14 protein-coding genes are annotated in these 18,664 nt (G+C 55.0%); 10 read left to right on the forward strand and 4 right to left on the reverse strand.

What is annotated here, in order from left to right:
- Positions 1-29: 29 nt before the first annotated feature.
- The 3 genes from LJD29_RS14275 (at position 30) to LJD29_RS14285 (ending at position 6,407) form a co-directional block, all read left to right on the forward strand.
- Entirely contained in the window at positions 30-3,317 is a 3,288-nt protein-coding gene (locus LJD29_RS14275) for a TonB-dependent receptor domain-containing protein (RefSeq protein ID WP_446742215.1), read from the forward strand.
- Between the two features lie 44 nt (positions 3,318-3,361).
- Positions 3,362-4,879 (forward strand): GH39 family glycosyl hydrolase, encoded by a 1,518-nt coding sequence (locus LJD29_RS14280; RefSeq protein WP_446742216.1) that lies wholly within the window; start codon positions 3,362-3,364, stop codon positions 4,877-4,879.
- Between the two features lie 91 nt (positions 4,880-4,970).
- The gene (locus tag LJD29_RS14285; RefSeq protein WP_446742217.1) at positions 4,971-6,407 is read left to right on the forward strand and encodes an arabinose isomerase; all 1,437 of its coding nucleotides are present in this window, start codon (positions 4,971-4,973) and stop codon (positions 6,405-6,407) included.
- A gap of 52 nt (positions 6,408-6,459) precedes the next feature.
- On the opposite strand, the gene LJD29_RS14290 is transcribed toward LJD29_RS14285, so the two are convergent.
- Complete coding sequence (locus tag LJD29_RS14290; RefSeq protein ID WP_446742218.1) at positions 6,460-7,788, reverse strand: right-handed parallel beta-helix repeat-containing protein; 1,329 nt, start codon at positions 7,786-7,788, stop codon at positions 6,460-6,462.
- Between the two features lie 414 nt (positions 7,789-8,202).
- Between LJD29_RS14290 and LJD29_RS14295 the strand changes: the two genes are divergently transcribed.
- The 4 genes from LJD29_RS14295 to LJD29_RS14310 all read left to right on the forward strand — a co-directional run bounded on the left by LJD29_RS14295 (position 8,203) and on the right by LJD29_RS14310 (position 11,573).
- Positions 8,203-8,838, forward strand: a complete 636-nt coding sequence (locus LJD29_RS14295) for an O-methyltransferase (protein WP_446742219.1) — start codon at positions 8,203-8,205, stop codon at positions 8,836-8,838.
- A 166-nt stretch (positions 8,839-9,004) separates the two neighbouring features.
- Complete coding sequence (locus LJD29_RS14300) at positions 9,005-9,439, forward strand: c-type cytochrome (RefSeq protein WP_446742220.1); 435 nt, start codon at positions 9,005-9,007, stop codon at positions 9,437-9,439.
- Positions 9,440-9,716: 277 nt separating this feature from the next.
- Positions 9,717-10,658 (forward strand): universal stress protein, encoded by a 942-nt coding sequence (locus LJD29_RS14305; protein WP_446742221.1) that lies wholly within the window; start codon positions 9,717-9,719, stop codon positions 10,656-10,658.
- Positions 10,659-10,703: 45 nt separating this feature from the next.
- Entirely contained in the window at positions 10,704-11,573 is an 870-nt protein-coding gene (locus LJD29_RS14310; RefSeq protein WP_446742222.1) for a universal stress protein, read from the forward strand.
- Positions 11,574-11,612: 39 nt separating this feature from the next.
- On the opposite strand, the gene LJD29_RS14315 is transcribed toward LJD29_RS14310, so the two are convergent.
- Complete coding sequence (locus tag LJD29_RS14315; RefSeq protein ID WP_446742223.1) at positions 11,613-12,530, reverse strand: universal stress protein; 918 nt, start codon at positions 12,528-12,530, stop codon at positions 11,613-11,615.
- Positions 12,531-12,749: 219 nt separating this feature from the next.
- On the opposite strand from LJD29_RS14315, the gene LJD29_RS14320 reads away from it, so the two are divergent.
- The 3 genes from LJD29_RS14320 to LJD29_RS14330 all read left to right on the forward strand — a co-directional run bounded on the left by LJD29_RS14320 (position 12,750) and on the right by LJD29_RS14330 (position 16,410).
- Positions 12,750-15,041, forward strand: coding sequence for a sigma 54-interacting transcriptional regulator (locus LJD29_RS14320; RefSeq protein WP_446742224.1), 2,292 nt, complete (start codon positions 12,750-12,752; stop codon positions 15,039-15,041).
- Between the two features lie 350 nt (positions 15,042-15,391).
- Entirely contained in the window at positions 15,392-15,727 is a 336-nt protein-coding gene (locus LJD29_RS14325) for a hypothetical protein (RefSeq protein ID WP_446742225.1), read from the forward strand.
- Entirely contained in the window at positions 15,697-16,410 is a 714-nt protein-coding gene (locus LJD29_RS14330; RefSeq protein WP_446742226.1) for a Crp/Fnr family transcriptional regulator, read from the forward strand. Before LJD29_RS14325 ends, LJD29_RS14330 begins: the two co-directional genes overlap by 31 nt.
- A gap of 64 nt (positions 16,411-16,474) precedes the next feature.
- On the opposite strand, the gene LJD29_RS14335 is transcribed toward LJD29_RS14330, so the two are convergent.
- Together LJD29_RS14335 and LJD29_RS14340 are read right to left on the reverse strand one after the other, a co-directional pair.
- On the reverse strand, positions 16,475-17,761 hold the full coding sequence (locus LJD29_RS14335) for a hypothetical protein (RefSeq protein ID WP_446742227.1): 1,287 nt from the start codon (positions 17,759-17,761) through the stop codon (positions 16,475-16,477).
- Between the two features lie 12 nt (positions 17,762-17,773).
- On the reverse strand, positions 17,774-18,307 hold the full coding sequence (locus tag LJD29_RS14340; protein WP_446742228.1) for an RNA polymerase sigma factor: 534 nt from the start codon (positions 18,305-18,307) through the stop codon (positions 17,774-17,776).
- Between the last annotated feature and the right edge of the window lie 357 nt (positions 18,308-18,664).

The raw sequence follows: 18,664 nt of genomic DNA on the forward strand, positions 1-18,664 counted from the left end.
TCGTTCGAAATCAGGAATGGGCTTTGCATATGAAGCAGCTTATCTCGATAAGGCTGAGTTTTCTTTTCCTCCTCATGTTGGGTCTCGCATTTGTTGCTGGAGTTGGCGATGCGCAGCAGATTACAGGCAGTGCGAGCGTACGTGTAACAGACAGTTCTTCAGCAGCATTGAATGGAGCCAGGGTAGCGCTGCTACGCACTGCGACCGGCGAGAAGAAGAATGGGACTACAGGCAATGACGGAAGCTATACCTTCGACCTGTTGCAGCCAGGCGAATATACCGTGATCGTGGAGCATGAGGGGTTTGCTTCTACGACGCTACAGAACATCACGATCAGTATCGGCGAACACATCAGCATTCCTGTCCGGTTGGCCGTGGGGTCGGCAAAGGAATCCGTAACAGTCTCAGCAGAGAGTGCGTCATTGCTCAATGTTGAAAGCGCATCGGTGGGTCAGGCCATTCAGAGCCATGTAATCCAGGACCTTCCTCTGAACGGCCGCAACTTCGTACAGTTGCTCTACCTGGCGACCGGTGCGCAACCTGTGGGGGGCGGTAATTCTCCTGCTTCAACCTGGACAGGCCGCAGTGATGTATCGGTCTCCGTCTCGGGGCTGCGTGAGAGCGATGTGAGCTACCTGGTGAATGGAATCGAAACGCGCAACCCTCGATTTGGAAACGCGGGTCTATTTCTTTCTCCGGATGCGATCCAGGAATTTCGCGTGCAGCGCACAACCTTCGGCGCTGAATTTGGCGAGAGCGCGTCGGTGGTGAATATGACGATTCGCAGTGGATCAAACCAGTTCCACGGAGATGCGTTTGAGCTGAATCGCAACCGCGATTATGCAGCGAATGATTATTTTCTGAATCAGACAGGACAGCAGAGACCGCCGTTTAACCAAAACAATTTTGGAGTGACGCTCGCCGGGCCGGTGTGGATTCCAAAGTTGTATGACGGTCGCAACCGGACATTCTTCATGTTTAACTACGAGGGCTTTCGGCAGGTGCAGGGAACGGCGCTCACTGGCCTGTACCCCTCGGCAGCGCAGTTGCAGGGAAACCTTGCCGACGACAGCGCAGGCACCGGTATCTACCCGCTCAGCTCGACTTTCTGTGCGCAAAACGCCGGATCGGCTAAATGTGCGGACGTGATCAATCCCGCGACCGGGCAGCCATTTCCCGGAAATGTGATTCCCGCGGCAGAGCTCGATCCCGTGGATCAGAAGGCCCTGCCGTACATTCCTGCGCCGAACTTTCCTCAAAACCAGGGAAGTCCCAACTTTCCTTCCTTCAACACCATCGCGTCTCCAGATATCCGCAATACATGGGATCAGTACAACGGCCGCGTCGACCAGAGGCTCGGCGCCAAGGACAATCTCTATGCAACGTTTTCAGATGAGACGCAGAATCTTTATAACCCGTCGATTCAGCCCCTGGGCGGAAACAACTATCCACTGGCCGATCACCTGTGGACGGTGAGCTACACGCATGTGTTCTCGCCTTCGCTGTTGAACGAACTACGCCTTGGACTGAACAACTCGATTACGTTTCTCACGCCGGAAAGCGCAAACGGGCCAAACTATGCGCAAACTGTTTTTGGGTTGAAAAATACCGACAGCGATCCGCTCGTCTTCGGTATTCCTGACTTCGGTATCGGCGGGTTCTCCGGTATTGGATCTTTCTCGGAAACCATCGGAGCTCAGGCAAAGTACTATCAGCTAACTGACAACGTTGCGGTTACAAAAAGCAGGCATAACCTGATGGCCGGTGTGGAGCTGATGCATATGCGCATCAACCAGACCACCGACTTCAGCGGGAACCCAAACTTCACGTTTGACGGACGATATACGGGCACAGTGAACAACGGTACGGGCCTGGGAGACTTCCTGCTGGGCATTCCATACTCGGCATCGGGGGCCGCAGGAAATTCAGCGCAGGACCTGCATTCGAATTATTACGGAGTCTATGCGCAGGACAACTGGCAAATTTCTCCGAGCTTCCTGCTGAGCTACGGTTTGCGGTATGAGTTTTCGCGGCCGCCGATCGAAACACATAATCACCAGGCATACTTCGATCTCGCGAGCGGCCAGGAGGTCGTCGCTGGGCAGGGAATCCGCCGCTCAATCGTGAAGCCTGACTATCTTGGGTTGGCGCCGAGAATCGGGTTCACGTGGAAGCCCCCTTATCTGAACAATACTGTGCTGCGTGGTGGATTCGGAATTTATTACGCTACCGACAATCTGAACGAACTGCAGTTCAGTATTGTGGGCTCGCCCTTTTACCAGGTGCAGACGGTGAACAGCGATCCCACAAGGCCGACACTTTCGATGGAAGACATGCTTCCCTCGTTTGCTACTTCGACCAATCTGAATCCGTTCACGCTCGATCCGAACAGCCGCCTTCCTTACTACGAACAGTTCGGGCTAGACCTCCAGCAGATCCTCGGTAAAGACTATCTCTTTGAGCTTGAGTATGCGGGAAATATCGGTAAGGACCTGCCGCAACGCTATAACGCGAATGTCGCGACAATCGATCCGACGGGCACCCTCTCGATCAGCAGCCGCGCGCCATATCCATCATTTGGCTACATCCTGCGCGATTGGAATGAAGGCTCCGCAAGCTATAACGCGCTCACAGCGAAGCTGGAGAAGCGTTACAGTAACGGCTTGTCGTTCCTTGGATCATTCACGTGGGCAAAGGCTCTTGACCAGGGAATTACAGATGACACCTCGGCGATTTCGCGAGACTTCCGTGAATATGACTGGGGTGTATCCGATTATGATGTTCCCGTGCGTTTTGTCGGCAATGTTACCTACGACCTGCCCTTCGGAGCTGGCAAGACATTCATGACAGGAGCAGGACGCGGCATGAACTATCTCGTCGGCGGATGGCAGATCAACGCGATCACAACGTTTACCGCAGGGCAGTATGGAACCGCCTCGCTGAACACTGACTGGCTGAATATCGGTTCGTTTTCGCAGTCGCGTCCGAACCTCGACAAGGGGCTTGCAACGGTGGGAAGAAAGCTGCCGACGCAGTACTTCAACGCCGCAGCGTTTTCTATTCCCACAACGCACGTTGAAGGAAATGCCGGTCGCAATACACTTGAACAGCCCGGCTACGACAACTGGGACACAAGTCTTTTCAAGACATTTCCCATCCGGGACAACGTGAACTTTCAATTCCGGTTCGAGTTCTTCAATACTTTCAATCACACGCAGTTCGGCAATGCGAGCCTGACCCTCGGTCCAGGATTTGGGCAGATTACCTCTGACCGCAGTCCCAGGATCATCCAGCTAGGAGGAAGGCTGAATTGGTAACAGTTAAGGCAGCAATATTAAGCATCAGGAAAAATGGAGACCAGATGGCAGGCCGGCAAAGGAATCGCGTATGGATCGCAGGTGGTTTAGCGCTTGTGTTGGGTGGCGTATCTTCTAATCTGTTGGCACAACAGGCGGGGGGATCCGCCGAAGTCTCCGTGGACTGGGGAAAGACGGTGATCGTCTCCCGCTCTACGCCGACGCTGCAGGTAGTTGTGAATCCCATGCTGCGTCCGGGCTCTCCGATTGTGGATGGAGCCTTTTCGGCAGTGCAGGATCTGGGCGCTGATTACGTTCGCTATGTACCATGGCTTCCTTATCCGAAGCTTGGAGTGGCAGAGCTTGAGCCGCCCACTTCATCAAGCACGTCGTGGGACTTCTCCCTGATTGATCCGATCACTCGAGCGTTTCTGGATTCTACCGCAGGGCACTCCACGATTATGAACTTCAGCACCATCCCCGCGTGGCTTTTCAAGACGCCCAAGCCTGTAACTTATCCGAGCGATCCCAACACCGTGGATTGGCATTACACACAGGGAACGGAGCTGGTCGATCCCTCAGGTAAAGCGCTTGGAGACTACTATGCGCGTCTTGTGAGCTGGTACACCAAGGGTGCATTCACTGATGAGAATGGGAAGGTGCACAAGTCCGGGTACCACTATCGTTTTCCCTACTGGGAAGTTCTCAATGAGGTTGAAGCAGAGCACGAGATGACCGCGGAGCAATATACAGAGCGTTATGACGCTATTGTGCATGCGATCCACGAGGTAAGTCCGCAGACAAAGTTCGTTGGAATGGCACTGGCCGCACCTTCCGACCATCCAGAGTTCTTCGAATATTTTCTGAACCATGCACATCACAGACCGGACACACCTCTTGACTACATCTCGTACCACTTCTATGCGACGCCTGACGAGAGCCAGGGCGCTGACGACTGGCAGTATTCTTTCTTCAACCAGGCGGACAAGTTTTTGACCACCGTTCGATATATTGAACAGATCAGAAAGAGGCTTTCTCCAGAGACGAAAACCGATACGGACGAACTTGGCGTCATTCTGCCCACCGACAACAGGCCTGATGATGCGAAGATCGCAATTCCACCGAGTTACTGGAACGCTGCTGGTGCTCTCTACGCGTACCTGTACATCGGCCTGGCACAGCAGGGGATCGATGTGATCGGAGAGTCGCAACTTGTCGGTTATCCGTCACAGTATCCCAGCGTCACAATGATCGATTGGAAAAATGGCAAGCCGAACGCGCGTTATTGGGTTCTTAAGCTGATCAAGGAGAACTTCCAACCCGGTGACAGGATGGTCAAGACGGAGGCAAACGGAAGTGGCGCGGTCACTGCGCAGGCTTTCATAACAGACGCAGGCCGCAAGCTGCTGATCGTCAATCGCAGGAATAGGACAGTCGACATAAAGCTTCCTGCAGATGCAAGCCATGGTGTATTGGAAACAGTGGACCAGGCAAGCGGCGAAGGACCTGCGCAACGCACCGAGGTCAACTCGTCAATCGTTCACCTATCTCCCTTTTCTGTTGCCGTGCTGAAGCTACAGTAAGACATGGTTAAGTTGAAGGAGCATCCAGTGTTCGATACAACGCTGACGAACATACAGAAGGTCTTCTACATGCCGGGAAGAGCGGGTTGAAATGAATGATGCTTATAAGCTGCTGCGAATCGGCTTAGTGGGCCTGGGCCTGAGGGAATACTGGAACCAGTTTGAAGGATTGGAAGCAAGACTGCATGGGTATCTCGATGAAGCAGGGAAGAGAATCAGCGCCCCCCAGCGTTTCCTGGTAAACCTGGGGCTGGTGGATTCGCATGAGCGGGCGCTCGCTGCAGGACACCGATGCCGGCAGGACGACATCGATATTCTGTTCGTCTACGTGACCACCTACGCTCTCTCCGCAACCGTGCTTCCTGTTCTGTTGCGCGCCAAAGTGCCGGTGATCCTGTTGAACCTGCAGCCCGCTCCGGCGATTGACTACGTCCGCTTCAACCAGATGGAGAGCAGGACGGCGATGACTGGGGAGTGGCTTGCTCACTGCGCTTCCTGTCCAGTGCCGGAGATCGTAAATGTGATGCAGCGTCTCGATATGCCCGTCCACCAGGTGACGGGCATGCTTCACAACGACGACGTCTGCTGGAAGCAGATCGATGAATGGCTGCAGGCCGCGGCAACAGTAAAGGCGTTGAGCCACAGCAGGCTCGGCCTGCTTGGTCATTACTACAGCGGGATGCTCGACATTACCACAGACCTCGTTCAGGTGAGCGGACGCTTCGGTGTTCATGTCGAACAGCTGGAAGTGGAAGAGCTCAGCGCGTTGAGGCGAGAGGTGGATGAATCTGCGAAGAGTGAGATGGTGCGGAGGTTCCACGACTTCTTTGCTATCGAAGAGGGATGCGATCCTCTCGAAGTGGAGCGCGCTGCAGCGACTGCCGTAGCTCTGGATCGACTGGTCAGGAAACATGACCTCGACCTCATGGCCTACTACTATCGAGGAGTCGGTATTGCCGAGAATGAGAACGTGATGAGTTCTATCATTCCAGGCGCATCTCTGTTGACCGGCCACAGTGTCCCGATCGCCGGTGAGTACGAGGTGAAGAATGCGATCGCGATGAAAATCCTCGACCTGATGGGCGTGGGGGGATCTTTCACGGAATACTATGCAATGGACTTCGATGCAGATTTGGTCCTCATGGGCCATGATGGGCCGGGTCACGTGGGCATAGCACAGGACAAAATCAAGCTGCGTCCCTTGCAGGTCTATCACGGCAAGGTAGGCCGGGGATTATCTGTTGAGATGTCGGTGAGGCACGGATCAGTGACGCTTCTTTCGATTGTTGAAGACCGTGAGCGTGGTTTCTCTTTCCTTGCGTCTTCCGCAGAGAGCGTGCCCGGCGATGTGCTGGAGATTGGAAATACGAACAGCAGGTATCGATTCCGATCGGGCGCGCGAGAGTTTGTCGAGAAATGGAACGCGGCGGGTCCGGCGCATCACTGCGCGATTGGCGTAGGGAATGTTCTGCCGCAGTTACAGAAGATTTCCAGCATTCTTAACTTTCATTTTCATTGCATCGGCTAGGCGGACCAGGTTGAGGCCTGAGCCGCCGTAGTTTGAAGATGGCAGGCTGCTGCTACCAGTTGTAGTTCAAGTCGAAAGGCCGCGTCAGAGCGGGTGTTGTGGAGATATTGTTGCCGATTGCCCGGCTGCAGCGGGCAATCGGCCCACCGGGGCAATCCCACCAATTATTGGTTGCATCGATCGAACCTGACCCGATGTTGTCGATACCGACGAAGCGGCCGTTGAAGTCGTTGAAGTGAACCACTGCAGTGCTGCCCGCGGGCGCATTGAAGGCAATGGCGATTGCCTCATCGCGAATATCGTTCTGCGCGACGACTGTGCCATTTATGGGCGCGAGAGAGTAGATGTTGATTCCCGTTGGCCCCGATGTCTTGGCGTCTTCGGTGTCTGCGGCGTTGCCGTAGATATGGTTTCCGACGATCACGTTGTCGCCAAAATAGATGGGTGGCGCACCCGGAACGGAAGCGTGATTATGCATGGTGACTCCGGGCAGTCCATTATCATGCAGCTCGTTGCCAATCACTACGTTGGCGATGTTGGTTGAACCCGGGCCTGGGGCAAAGATTCCGACCCCGGCGCCAGCTCCAGGTATTGCCAGCCCGTTGTGATGCGAATCATTGTGCGAGATCACGTTGTGAGAGATGCCATAGTTCACGGCCATAATCGGACCGGAAGCATTAGCAGCCGGATGACTGGCCATGGTGATGCCGCATGCATAACCATTGTCGCGGACTACGTTCTCTTTCACGAGGTTTGCGGTAGTCGGACCAGTCTCATCAGTGATGAGGATGCCGCCGGAATTATTCTCGACCAGGTTACGAATCACGAAAGAGTGATCTACCGCCATGAGGTGAATGCCTTCGCCACAGTCCATCGCTTCGCTGGTTTCAAATGCGGGGATGTTGGGACACATTGCTGCTGATGGATCGAGAGACTTGTTGTTGTCGTGGACGTGATTGCCGAGGAGGGTGACGTTGGAGGCGTTCACGACGAGGATGCCTTCGAAGTTCGCATCGTGAATGTCGAAACCGGAGACGATAACGTTCATCACCCCAGGATTGGGGCTGGTAGATATGCCGCTTACAAGGATGCCATTTGATTTTCTGCTGGCATCGATGCTCGGCCTGGCGCCGGGAGATGCAATCAACGAGAGGGACTTGGTGATGGTGACCGGACCGGTGTAGGAGCCCTGTTCAACCTGGATCGTGTCACCGGGCGATGCAGCAGCAACGGCGGCGGCAATGCTGGATTTACATCCGCCTCTGCCTCGAGGGTTTACGCACAGTGTAGCGGCAGCGAGATTGCCTACGACAATGAGCATCGTAAGAACGGTTAGCAGACGCAGGGAATGGCGCCGTAAAGCGTGGGTCATGCTTCTCATGTCTTCTCCTTTTAGGACGGAGCCCGGCGACCTTCGAATCGATTCGAAGCAGGGGAACCGAGCCGCGCACGATTTTAAGCATCGAAGCGAAGGCCGACAAGAAACAAATTTTTCTCCTGCTCGAGAACGTCTGAGACCATTGCATCTATTTGCAGGTGTGCCGCGGCACTTCGCATCATCGCGGCATCTCGCCAAGTTGTCTCTGAATTTCGTTCTTTGCGAGATAGAGATTGAGTTCGGAGCTGAGCACGTTCAGCCGGGCGTTCGTAAGCGTGGCGTGGGCCGCAGCTACGCCAGAAGCAAGCTAGGCGTCGACCTGTGCGCGCTTAGGCGAATCAGGTAAATTTATCGTTGGGGCTGCCGCTGCGGGTTGTATGAGGACCGGGAGCGGCGCTAAATGCAACAGGGGATCAAATGGGACTATTTCGTAAGAAACTGAAGCAAGAACACAAAATCATGCGGCAGGCTGCTCAGGCCAAGGGAAACCTGTTGACCGAGTACCACAGAGCAACGCCAGAATGCCCTAACCCCGAAATGTGGCATATGTACGACTCGATGACCGCGGAATACGAGGTATTGGAGTTCTTGCGGACCCTGGTGACGACACTGAAGCCAAAGCAAATCGTGGAGACAGGTGCTTTTCTGGGAAAGAGCACCATCTGGATGGCGGAAGGCCTGAGAGACAACCAGTATGGCCAGATCGTCAGCTGTGAACTGGATCCGGTTGTCTTCGAAGAGGCAAAGCGTAATGTTCAGGCTTCAGATGTCGCTGGCTGGATAAGTCTAAAAAACGTATCTAGTCTGGAAATGGTTGTCGATGGCCCAATCGACATCCTGTTCAGCGACAGCGATCCCTCTGTCCGCGAAGAAGAGGTCAGGCATTTCTTGCCTCAGATGAACCCACACGGAATTATCCTGATGCACGATGCGAGCTCGCATAAACCCGTGGTTCGCGATGCCGCAAAGAAGATGCAGGCAGAGGGTTTGATCTCTGTGGTGTTTCTCCCCACTCCGAGAGGGTTGGTCATCGCTCAGAAATTGTCTAAATGAAATTTCAGTTGGGTTCAGTTGCCTCTGAAGTGCCACCTGCAAAGGGCGGCCCGCTTGTGACTGGGAGGACATCCGGGCAGTGACACAGATCACATCGCCGGGATGTCATTCGAGTCGATGATGAGATTGTGCCGGTGGTGGACGGCATTGCAGAGGCGATGCTGAGATGATGAACGTCAAGAAGAATTTCACATTCCCGACGTTACTTTTTGCAATCGGCCTGGGTTTTGGCTCGCCTTACGCGGAGAGCAGGAAACAGACGCTGCAAGCAAACGATCAACCGGCAGGCAAACAGCTTTTCCTTAACTTCTGTGCAGCCTGTCATGGGACGGACGGTAAAGGCGGAGCTCCTGCAACGCCCGAGCTAAAACAAATTGTGCCAGACCTGACGACTCTTTCGCAGCGCTACGGGGGACAGTATCCGTCCCAGTATGTTCGAGCGGTGCTCCGTTCTGGCGTCAAGAACATCGAAGACCACGGGACAAGCGAAATGCCCGTGTGGGGAAAAGAGTTCAAGACAATTCCCGGTAATGACAATATCGGGTCAGCTCGCAGAATTGATCTGCTTTCTCGTTATCTCGAAACATTGCAGACAAAGTAGATCCGGATCGACCGATTCAATGACAGGGCCAACGTCGAAGCACGGGGAACCGGCGGGATGCCCCTATGCGGCACCGGATGTATGGCCATGCCGGACGAGAGTAAGCGCATCGTGAACACACACTCCTGCGCTTTATCCCGGCACGATACTGGACAGGTGAACGTTCACGCTGGCGCTGCAATGATTCCCGTGGGATCGCTCCGTGACGGCGGTCACTTCCAGGCGAAGAAAAACGGCATAGGATTGGCGTCAATCATCGGTCTGATGGAGGCCTTCCATGGTGGCTGTTTCCGGTGTCTCTTCGAATCAACTCGTCAGATTTCAAAAGATTGCGGTACTGACCGACTTTTCCGAGTGCGCTGGCACTGCTCTGCGGTACGCCGCAATCCTGGCTCGAAGCTATGAGGCGCAGATCTGCCTGGCGCATGCTTACGTGCCAACCTTCGCGGCGTTTGCCGCTCCTGATGTCTCCCTCGTCTACAAAGCTTTAGATGATTTGCGCGACAGCCTGGAAAAGCGCCTCAGGGAGCAAGCCAGATCGGCTTTTCTTGCCGGGGTGAAGTGTTCTATTGCGGTGAGCGTGGGCGGTACGGATGACCTCATGAAGGTGCTGGGCGACGCGGATATTGTTGTGGTCGGTACCACCGGCAAATCCGGCTTCGAGAAAGCGATCTTTGGTTCGACGGCAGAGTCCATATTTCGCAGAGTGTCCGTTCCGGTACTGATTGTTGGACCCGGTTGTGCGCGCACGGAGCCGGCAAAGGCTGCGATTCACAAGGTCTTATATGCCACCGATCTCTCTCCCCGATCCGAGATTTGTTTTCCCTTCGCGGCCTCGATCGCACATCAGTACCGCGCCAGCCTGCTTGTGCTGCATGCGGTGCCTGACGATCGTTTGATGTCGATCTTCGACGCGGAGGTGAAGGCTCAACAGTGTGCGGATCGCTACAGAAAATCGATTCCAGAGTGTGAAGTGCTGTGTTCGGTCGAGTGCGGAAGCCCTGGCAAGGTGATTCTCGATAAAGCAAACGACTTCCCGGCGGACATGATCGTTGTCGGCGCTCGCGGCTCAGAATTTTCATCGATTGCCTGCCACCTCGGTGGAGGCACGGCCTATCATGTCGCAGCGCACGCTCATTGTCCGGTCCTGACAGTTTGCAGGCTGCGAACGGTCAATTCGGGCAAAGCAGACGGGAATCGGAGTCACAGTGGAAGCTGAAGTGGTGCGCTAATTCCAGGTCTCAAAAACTCATTCGAGGCCCACATGTCTGTAAATACTGTTCCAAACAAACTCTTCCTTAAGATCGCGGTGCCGATTGACCAGTCGGAGCCCTCGAAGAAGGCACTGGCCTTCGCGAGGATGCTTGCGAAGCATTTTGGCTCTCATCTGGAATTACTCCACATCACGAGGACCCGGCATTCTGTCTACATTCCCCAGGGTGGCTGGATTCCCGATCGAGATGTCGACCGGGATACACAATACCTCTCTGCTGTCTGTGCTCTTATGAAGGCTGAAGGCATCGCTGCGGAATTGATCGACGAAGAAGGTTCCTTACCGTGCGACATCATTGAATTCATAGAGAGAAGTAAGCCGGACCTCGTCGTGATGGGGACTCACGGACGGCAGTCGGCGGCAAGGCTCTTCGTTGGTTCGATAGCCGAGATGGCGATAAGAAATGTACACGCTCCGGTTTTGACGATCGGTCCGCATGTGCGTGCCGAGGCAGCTCGTCATTGGGCGCCTCGGAAGATTCTCTGCGTGAGTTCTCCCTCGCCGAGTGGCGTACGTCTGGCTTCTTATGCAAAGGGCATTGCCGATGGCCTTGGCGCGACGGTGCACCTGCTCACGATGGATGGTTGGTCTCCCGGCGGCGACAAGGAGGCCGGCCTGCGCAGGTTCTGGCTTGAGTTGGAGCAACTGCTTCCGGGCTGGTCCCCGAAAGCGATCGACATAAAGACGGCCGCCGAAGAAAACTCGCAAAACATCATAAGAGCGGCCGAAGAAGTTGGGGCCGACTTGATCGTGATGGGGGCGCATGAGGGCGGCGCACTCGCGACCCATCTCTCTCCGGGACTCGTTCCACGCACCTTGATGGTTGCACGCTGCCCGGTGCTTACCATGCACGAAAAATAAATCCGCACGCGGGCAAGTGCCGGTGGTCTGCCCCGGTACTCAACGAGCTGCAAGCCACGGAACTACGAGGACTGGGCATTCCGCGATCCGGATCAGTTCTGAATGGATGCTGAAGGGATTGTGATCTTCCAGTGCCCAGTGTTTCCGGGTTCCGATCACTATGAGTTCGGCCCCAACCTCGTGCGCGACTTCGGCGATCCGCTCCGGAACATCGCCGGTTTTCACATGAAAATCGAAGCGGCCGCGCGTCTCCGGATCATAGGAGACCAATTGTCGCAGGCCTTCAATGGCGGAGGGATGCTGCGCAGCAGAAGCGGCAGAATCGTCCCGGTCTGATTCTGGCAGCACGCGAACCAGGCTCATAGGAGCTCCAACCTGCTCTGCGATGGAAGCAGCATATTGCGCGGCTCTTAAATCGCTCGTTTCTGCTTCTGTCGCAAGAAGAACCGATCTAAGCGGGCTGAGACGGCGCTTGCAATTCGGTCCCACGATCAGCAGCGGGCAGGCAGATTGCCGCATGACTCTCTCTGCGACAGAGCCTAGGACCATCTTCGCGATGCCATCGCGTCCATGCGAACCGAGGACGACAATGTTGGCCGCTTTCTCGGTGACAAAATCGGCGATAACCGTTTCGGGTGGGCCGCATACGACGGTCTCTGTGTGCTTTGTGGTGCGAATTTCCGGAATCTTCGTGGTGTAGTCGTGTAGCCGTTCCCGTCCAAGCTTAAGCTCCATGTGCCGAAGCGCGTAGGTCATCGGCGCGGTATCGGCAGCATACATTTGCGGGGCGACTGCGTGCACGACGTGCAGATGCGCATGAAACTGACGTGCATAGCGTGCCGCGTGCCTGAGCGCCATGGAAGAGTCTTCGGAAAGGTCCGCGGCTGCAACGATCACCTGGATCCGAATCGGAGATGTTTCAAGATGAATAACGGGGCTGCTGGTACTTGTACTCATAAGCCATGAACCTCGCAAAGAATTTGTCACGGGACCTGGGTTGAAGTCTCGCGGTCGCAGTAACGATAGCGACAGCGGTCGCCGGACCGAGGTGATTTCAATCACAGCGCGTCGGAAGCACACTCGATTGTGCCCTAAACGGCTTTTCTAAAAGGGAGATGGATTCTGCGGGGTGTGAAGCTTAGAATGTCGCCAGCGGGCGCAACAAGGAACGGTCCGATGGATATCTCTTCACCTCAGAGTGGAAGTCTTGGCATCACGAAGGTAGCAGCCGATGCGATCATTCAGGCAATCCCTGACGGAATCGTTACGGTAGCGGCAAGCGGGACCATTGCAGAAGTGAACCCCGGAGCCGAGGTATTGTTTGGCTACAAACCGGGAGAGATGATTGGTCTTTCCATAGAAGCCCTGATTCCCGGGCGATTTCGAAGAAAACACGACAGGCTCCGAGAACATTTTCAGAAATCTCCGCAGGCGAGACCCATGGGGTTGGGATTGAACCTGCTTGGGTGCCGAAAGGATGGAACGGAATTCCCCGTCGATGTTTTACTCACCCCTATCAAGACGCCCGAGTGTGAACTCACCGTAGCGGTCGTGAGAGATATCTCCGATCGTAAGCAAATCGAAGAGTCACTCCGTTCGAGCGACGAGCGCTTCCGCATATTTGTCGAGAGCGCCCAGGACTATGCAATGTTCATACTCGATCCGGATGGGAAGGTTGCTTCCTGGAACATCGGCGCCGCGCGCATGAAGGGCTACACCCAGTCGGAAATACTGGGGCAACATTTTTCGCGATTCTATCCTCCCGAAGAGGTTGAAAGAAGAAAACCAGACCGCGAGCTCGAGGTTGCAAGAATCAAGGGAAGATGCGAAGACGAAGGATGGCGTATCCGGAAAAATGGTTCACGCTTCTGGGCGAATGTCGTTATTACCGCGCTGCGCGGTGATAAGGGAGAACTGCGGGGCTTCTCGAAGGTTACGAGAGATTTGTCAAAGCGCAAGAACGCTGAAGATTCCCTACTGACGGAAATTACGAATGCGATTGTTGCACGCTCGGATCTTCGCCACCTGCTCATTGCAATAGGAGCAGGTCTGGAGCGCGTGGTGCCGCATGATGTCGCCTGGATCGCGCTTGATTTTGGGGAGAAGGAGTTCCTGAAGATCCAGGAGTTGAGGATGCGGGCCGATTCGCCTTTTCGCGGAACGACGCTGCTCCCGGTTAGCGGAACACCTATCGGCTACGCTTATCGAACCCAGCAGGTATTCGTATTCGAAAAGCTTGATCATGCGATGATTTCTGACCATAGCCTGGCTCTCTTTACCAGTGCCCGTGTGAAGTCAGGACTATGCATTCCCCTCTCTACTGGGGAAACGCCACTGGGCGCGCTCTTTTTCGGCTCGAAAGAAGAAAGTGGATTCGAGGGTATGGACCTGCAGCCCGTCCTGCAGGTGTCTAACCATGTTGCCGTCGCCATCGATCATGCTCGGGCGTTGCAAAAAAAAATGGATTTGAATGCAAAGCTCGCTGAGGAGAAAAGATACCTCGAAGAAGAGCTGCGTACAGAGTATGGCTTTGAGGAGATCATCGGAGAAAATCCTGGACTCAAACGGGTTCTCAAGCAGGTTGAGACGGTTGCACCGACGGATGCGACGGTTCTTATCCAGGGGGAGACCGGCACGGGCAAAGAGTTGATCGCGCGAGCCATTCATCAATTGAGCAAGCGGAGAGAGAGAACCTTTGTAAAGCTCAACTGCTCCGCCATTCCGCTAGGCTTGCTCGAAAGCGAGCTTTTCGGTCATGAGAAAGGGGCTTTTACCGGAGCTATCGCGCAGAAGGTGGGAAGGCTGGAGCTTGCACACATGGGAACCCTGTTTCTTGATGAGATCGGGGACCTTCCTCTCGAACTTCAACCAAAAATACTGCGAGCGCTTCAGGAAAAAGAGATCGAACGTCTGGGTGGAAGAAGAGCTATCCCCGTTGATGTGCGCCTGATTGCCGCGACAAATCGCGACCTCAAGAAGATGATTCGAGAAGGTGAGTTTCGCAATGATCTCTACTATCGGCTGAATGTGTTTCCGATCAGTCTGCCCGCGCTCCGGGATCGTCGGGAAGACATAGCGTTACTGGTCAACTATTTCGTCGCGAAGCATGCGCGAAAGATGAACAAGTCGATCATCGAGATCCCGGAAGATGCGATGCGGGCACTGGTGAGCTGGCCCTGGCCGGGAAACGTTCGTGAGCTCGAAAACTTTCTTCAGCGTGCCGTGATCCTCACCTCCGGCAGCACGCTTAGGGTTCCACTGGCTGAACTCGAAACGTATGACGAGACGCTCTCTGACTTCGACGCGAGCCTCGAGAATAACGAGCGAGCACACATCGTGAAAGCCCTGCGCGAAGCTGGCGGAAGAATCGGTGGCACAGGTGGAGCTGCAGAGAAGCTGCGCGTAAACCGAACAACCTTAAATTCGAAGATAAAGAAACTGAAGATACGGCATGACGAATATATGTGAAAGGCTGTCGAGAGCCTTTATCGCACGCCGCAGATTGTCGTTGGCCAGTCTTCGCGTGAAGCATATCTGAAGAAACCACGGCCTTCGTTTCACACGTTTAAGGACACGCCCGGCGGAAGAGTTGCCGGTTGTGGTCTTCCCGGCCACCCATCGTTGTAATCGCGATCACCGCGTGCCATCGCTGGGGTGACGAGACGATATTTCGTCAGAAGGCGGAAGATCGTCTCGCCGAGCCCTCCATCCTGCGGACGCACAAAGTGTAAGTCGTGCTTATGCCACGTTTGCATACGTTCGGCGCTCTTTACTGCATGGAACCCCAATTGCTTTTATGAATGGCAGAGTGGCTGAACATGTTGAAGATCACAATTTACGAAGATGACAGTTCGATCACCCTGAAGATTGAGGGGAAACTGATCGGACCCTGGATAGATGAGTTTAGTGAGGTTTGGGAGCAGACCACTCCGTTGATCGAGGCGAAGAACGTGCGTCTCGATATTCGCGATATGACTTTTATCGATGGTGACGGTATCGAGGCGCTAAGGAAAGGCAGGCGTTGGCATCCGAACGAAGTGATCGCCGACACGCCTTTAACCCGGGATTTCTCTGATCGAATTACCGGCAGCGTAGCAGTACGGAACGTGAAGGAGATCGAACCATGCAACGCTCCCATAGATCGAACCAACTAAGTTGCGAAACCTGTGCTAACAAGCCGGAAGGTCTCTTCTGCCATCTCGGTCCCAAAGATCGTGCTGAGCTGGGATCGATGAGCTTTCCGGCAACCATTCCCCCAGGGAGCACCTTGTTCCGCGAGAGCGACCCCGCGAGCGGTGTCTACATTCTTTGCCTGGGCAAGGTGCGGCTCACCATAAGCTCGCCTGCGGGGAAAACCATGGTCCTGAGAGTGGCGCGTCCCGGGGAGATGCTTGGCTTGAGCGCTGTACTGTCTGGAGGCTCTCACGAGACGAATGCGGAGACCATGGAATTGTCGCAGCTGGCCTTCTTCAAGAAAGATGCATTCCTGAAGTTCATTGAAATGCATCCAGCCGTGAACAGCGCGGTGATTAACCAGATGATCAAACAATATCAGGCAACATGCGAGCAGATACGCACTGTGGCTCTCTCGAGTTGCCCACGTGAGAAGATTGCACGGTTGATATTGAGCTGGGCTTCTGAAGGCAGAAAGACCGACGAGGGAACGCGGATCAGTGTACCGCTCACACATGACCAGATTGCGGAATGGGTCGGCCTCTCAAGGGAGACGGTGACTCGCACGCTGGGAGGCTTCCGGCAACAAAGGCTGGTCTCGATCAAAGGAGCCAGCATGCTGGTGCCAAGTACTGCGGCCCTAGCGGCGATCGGAGGCGAATAGGCCGGCAGGCGAGAGCTCACCGGACCTGTTTTGTAAGACCCTTTGAATAGACGTCGACCTCAGGCTATGGGTGGTTCGGTTCACGACGAAGCGATGCAAACAGGAATGGCTTGCCGGTTGGGCGGTCTGACAGTTGCCTGGGCTCGATGGTGACGAAGACCGACTCGAGCTGGGCGAGCTGCTCCGGGTTGTTCACTCGCAGGGTCCAGCGCCGGTTGGTTTCGCTGTCCATGTACAGGACGCCAAGATTCAGCGGCTTCCGATCATTGGGACCGGTGCGTCCCCACACGCGAAAGACACTGGCCTGTTTCACTCCGGGCTGCTGATCGAGATCATAGGCGTAAAAAACCAGGCTCTTTGTTTTGGTGTAGAAGACGCGGCCGAACGGCCTCCGGGAGGAGCCGTTTTCATCTACGTCCATGATGTCCGCGATGTAGAGGTTTCGTGCTCCGATCAGATCCCGAATGTCCTTGTCGGATGCCAGGTATTGTTCATCATTGTCCAGGCGTGACGACTGACTGTTCATGGCCACATTCAGGCTGCCCACCTGGCCTTCCAGCGAGGCGATGCGCATAAGGTTCTGCTGTCGCTGTGAATGCAGCGAGGCAAGTTCAATCTGAGCGTCGTGATAAAGCTGTTCTATTTCGTTGCGGCGCGCATTCGAGGAGTCTCGTTCGGTCGTCAATGCCGCAAGTTTCTCGTTCATGTTCAGGTTCGACGCCGTGTACGAGGTATTCGCTTCGGCTAGCTGTTCCTGTGTCTTTTGGTCGTGCTGCTCTACCTTCAGCTCATCGGCGGCTAAATGCTTCAGCTCCGCGCTCTTTTCGGCAACGACTGCTTCCAAAGCTGCATCCCGGTCTCTGGCTGTGGCCAGAGCGGTTTCCAGACTTTCGTGGGAGAGTTTCTCCTTTGCGTCGACTACTATGCCGGCAGACGGCGGTGCAGCAGCATCGATTCGCTGCCGTCTGCCCACGTGATATGAGGCCAACGCGATGCCGGCGACAAGAGCCGCAGCTACCGGTCCGCGCCAGGCAGCGATACGAGCTAAAGATGGCGACGCTGCACCTTTTTCTGCGCCGACAATCGGTTGCACCCGTGCAAGAAGACGCTCCAGGGCGTCCGCTTCATGAAGGCTGGCCGCGTCACTGTTCTGCGTGCGTGCGTCCGCCAATAGTGGCATCGCTTCATGAGCCAGGCTCTGGAACTGGGTAAGCGTGCGGTTACATGCAGCGCAGGTGTCGAGATGCGCGCGGAGTGCCTCGGATTCGGCGTGCGTAAGAACTCCGGCTGTGGACAATGCACAGAGCTCCTCGTACCGATCGTGTTCGAACTGGGGGGCAACGCTGCTCATTTCGCTCTCCGCTTACAGGGCCTGCACCAGGTCGTTTTTTCGCAATTTTTGAAGGCCACGATAATAATAGTGCCGAACATTCTCGAAGGATTCGCCGAGCTGCCCGGCGATATCCCTTAGCTCCAATCCCTCAAAGAAAAACATCTCCAGTGTGCGTCGCTGTCTCTCCGGTAAGTCGCGCAGGGCATTCTGTAATTTCACCAGGTTCCATTTCGACAGGACATGCCTCTCGACATCGCTGGTGCCTGCCAATATATCCGCGAAATCCGCCACATCTGTACCACCGTAGAAGTGCCGGCGTTGCAGAAAGTTTCTGCGGTCGATAGACCGGGAGTAAGCCACCTGAAGAATCCACGCCTTCGCGGTGCCCTTCCGTTCATCGAACTGGAATGCCTTTTGAAAGAGATATAGAAATACATCCTGGACGATCTCTTCAGCTTCGCCGGCGTCCTGCAGTATCCGGAATCCAACGCCGAATATTAAACGTGAATATCTTCGGAAAAGCTCTGTGAGTGCTCCCTGATTCTTGTCCTTCAGCAACAGCATGAGGGATTCGTCCGTCGGGGGCTTCGGGCCATCGGCGATTTGCGACGCAGCTGTCTTATGCTTTTCTCTGAACCAGAGAAGAGACACCGGTAGGACGCGCTCTGGAGGGCTGCTTGAGGACACTGTTCGTCTCGCTGGAAGTGCGGCCCGTGATGCGCCGCCTCTCTGAAAATACACTGCGAATGTGAATTCCAGCCGCAGGATTTCACACATTAATTTTCAGTCTGCGATTGGTACAAAGCTGTTCTGGCGCTCGTATGGGCCAATGGCCGTGTCTGCGGCTGGGGCAAAAGAAAGCCAGCATGTGAGAAGACGGCGAGATTATCGGACCACATGGTACAACGCGCGCGCATTTCC

Source organism: Silvibacterium acidisoli (assembly GCA_022870745.1).
Classification (GTDB): Bacteria; Acidobacteriota; Terriglobia; order Terriglobales; family Acidobacteriaceae; genus Silvibacterium.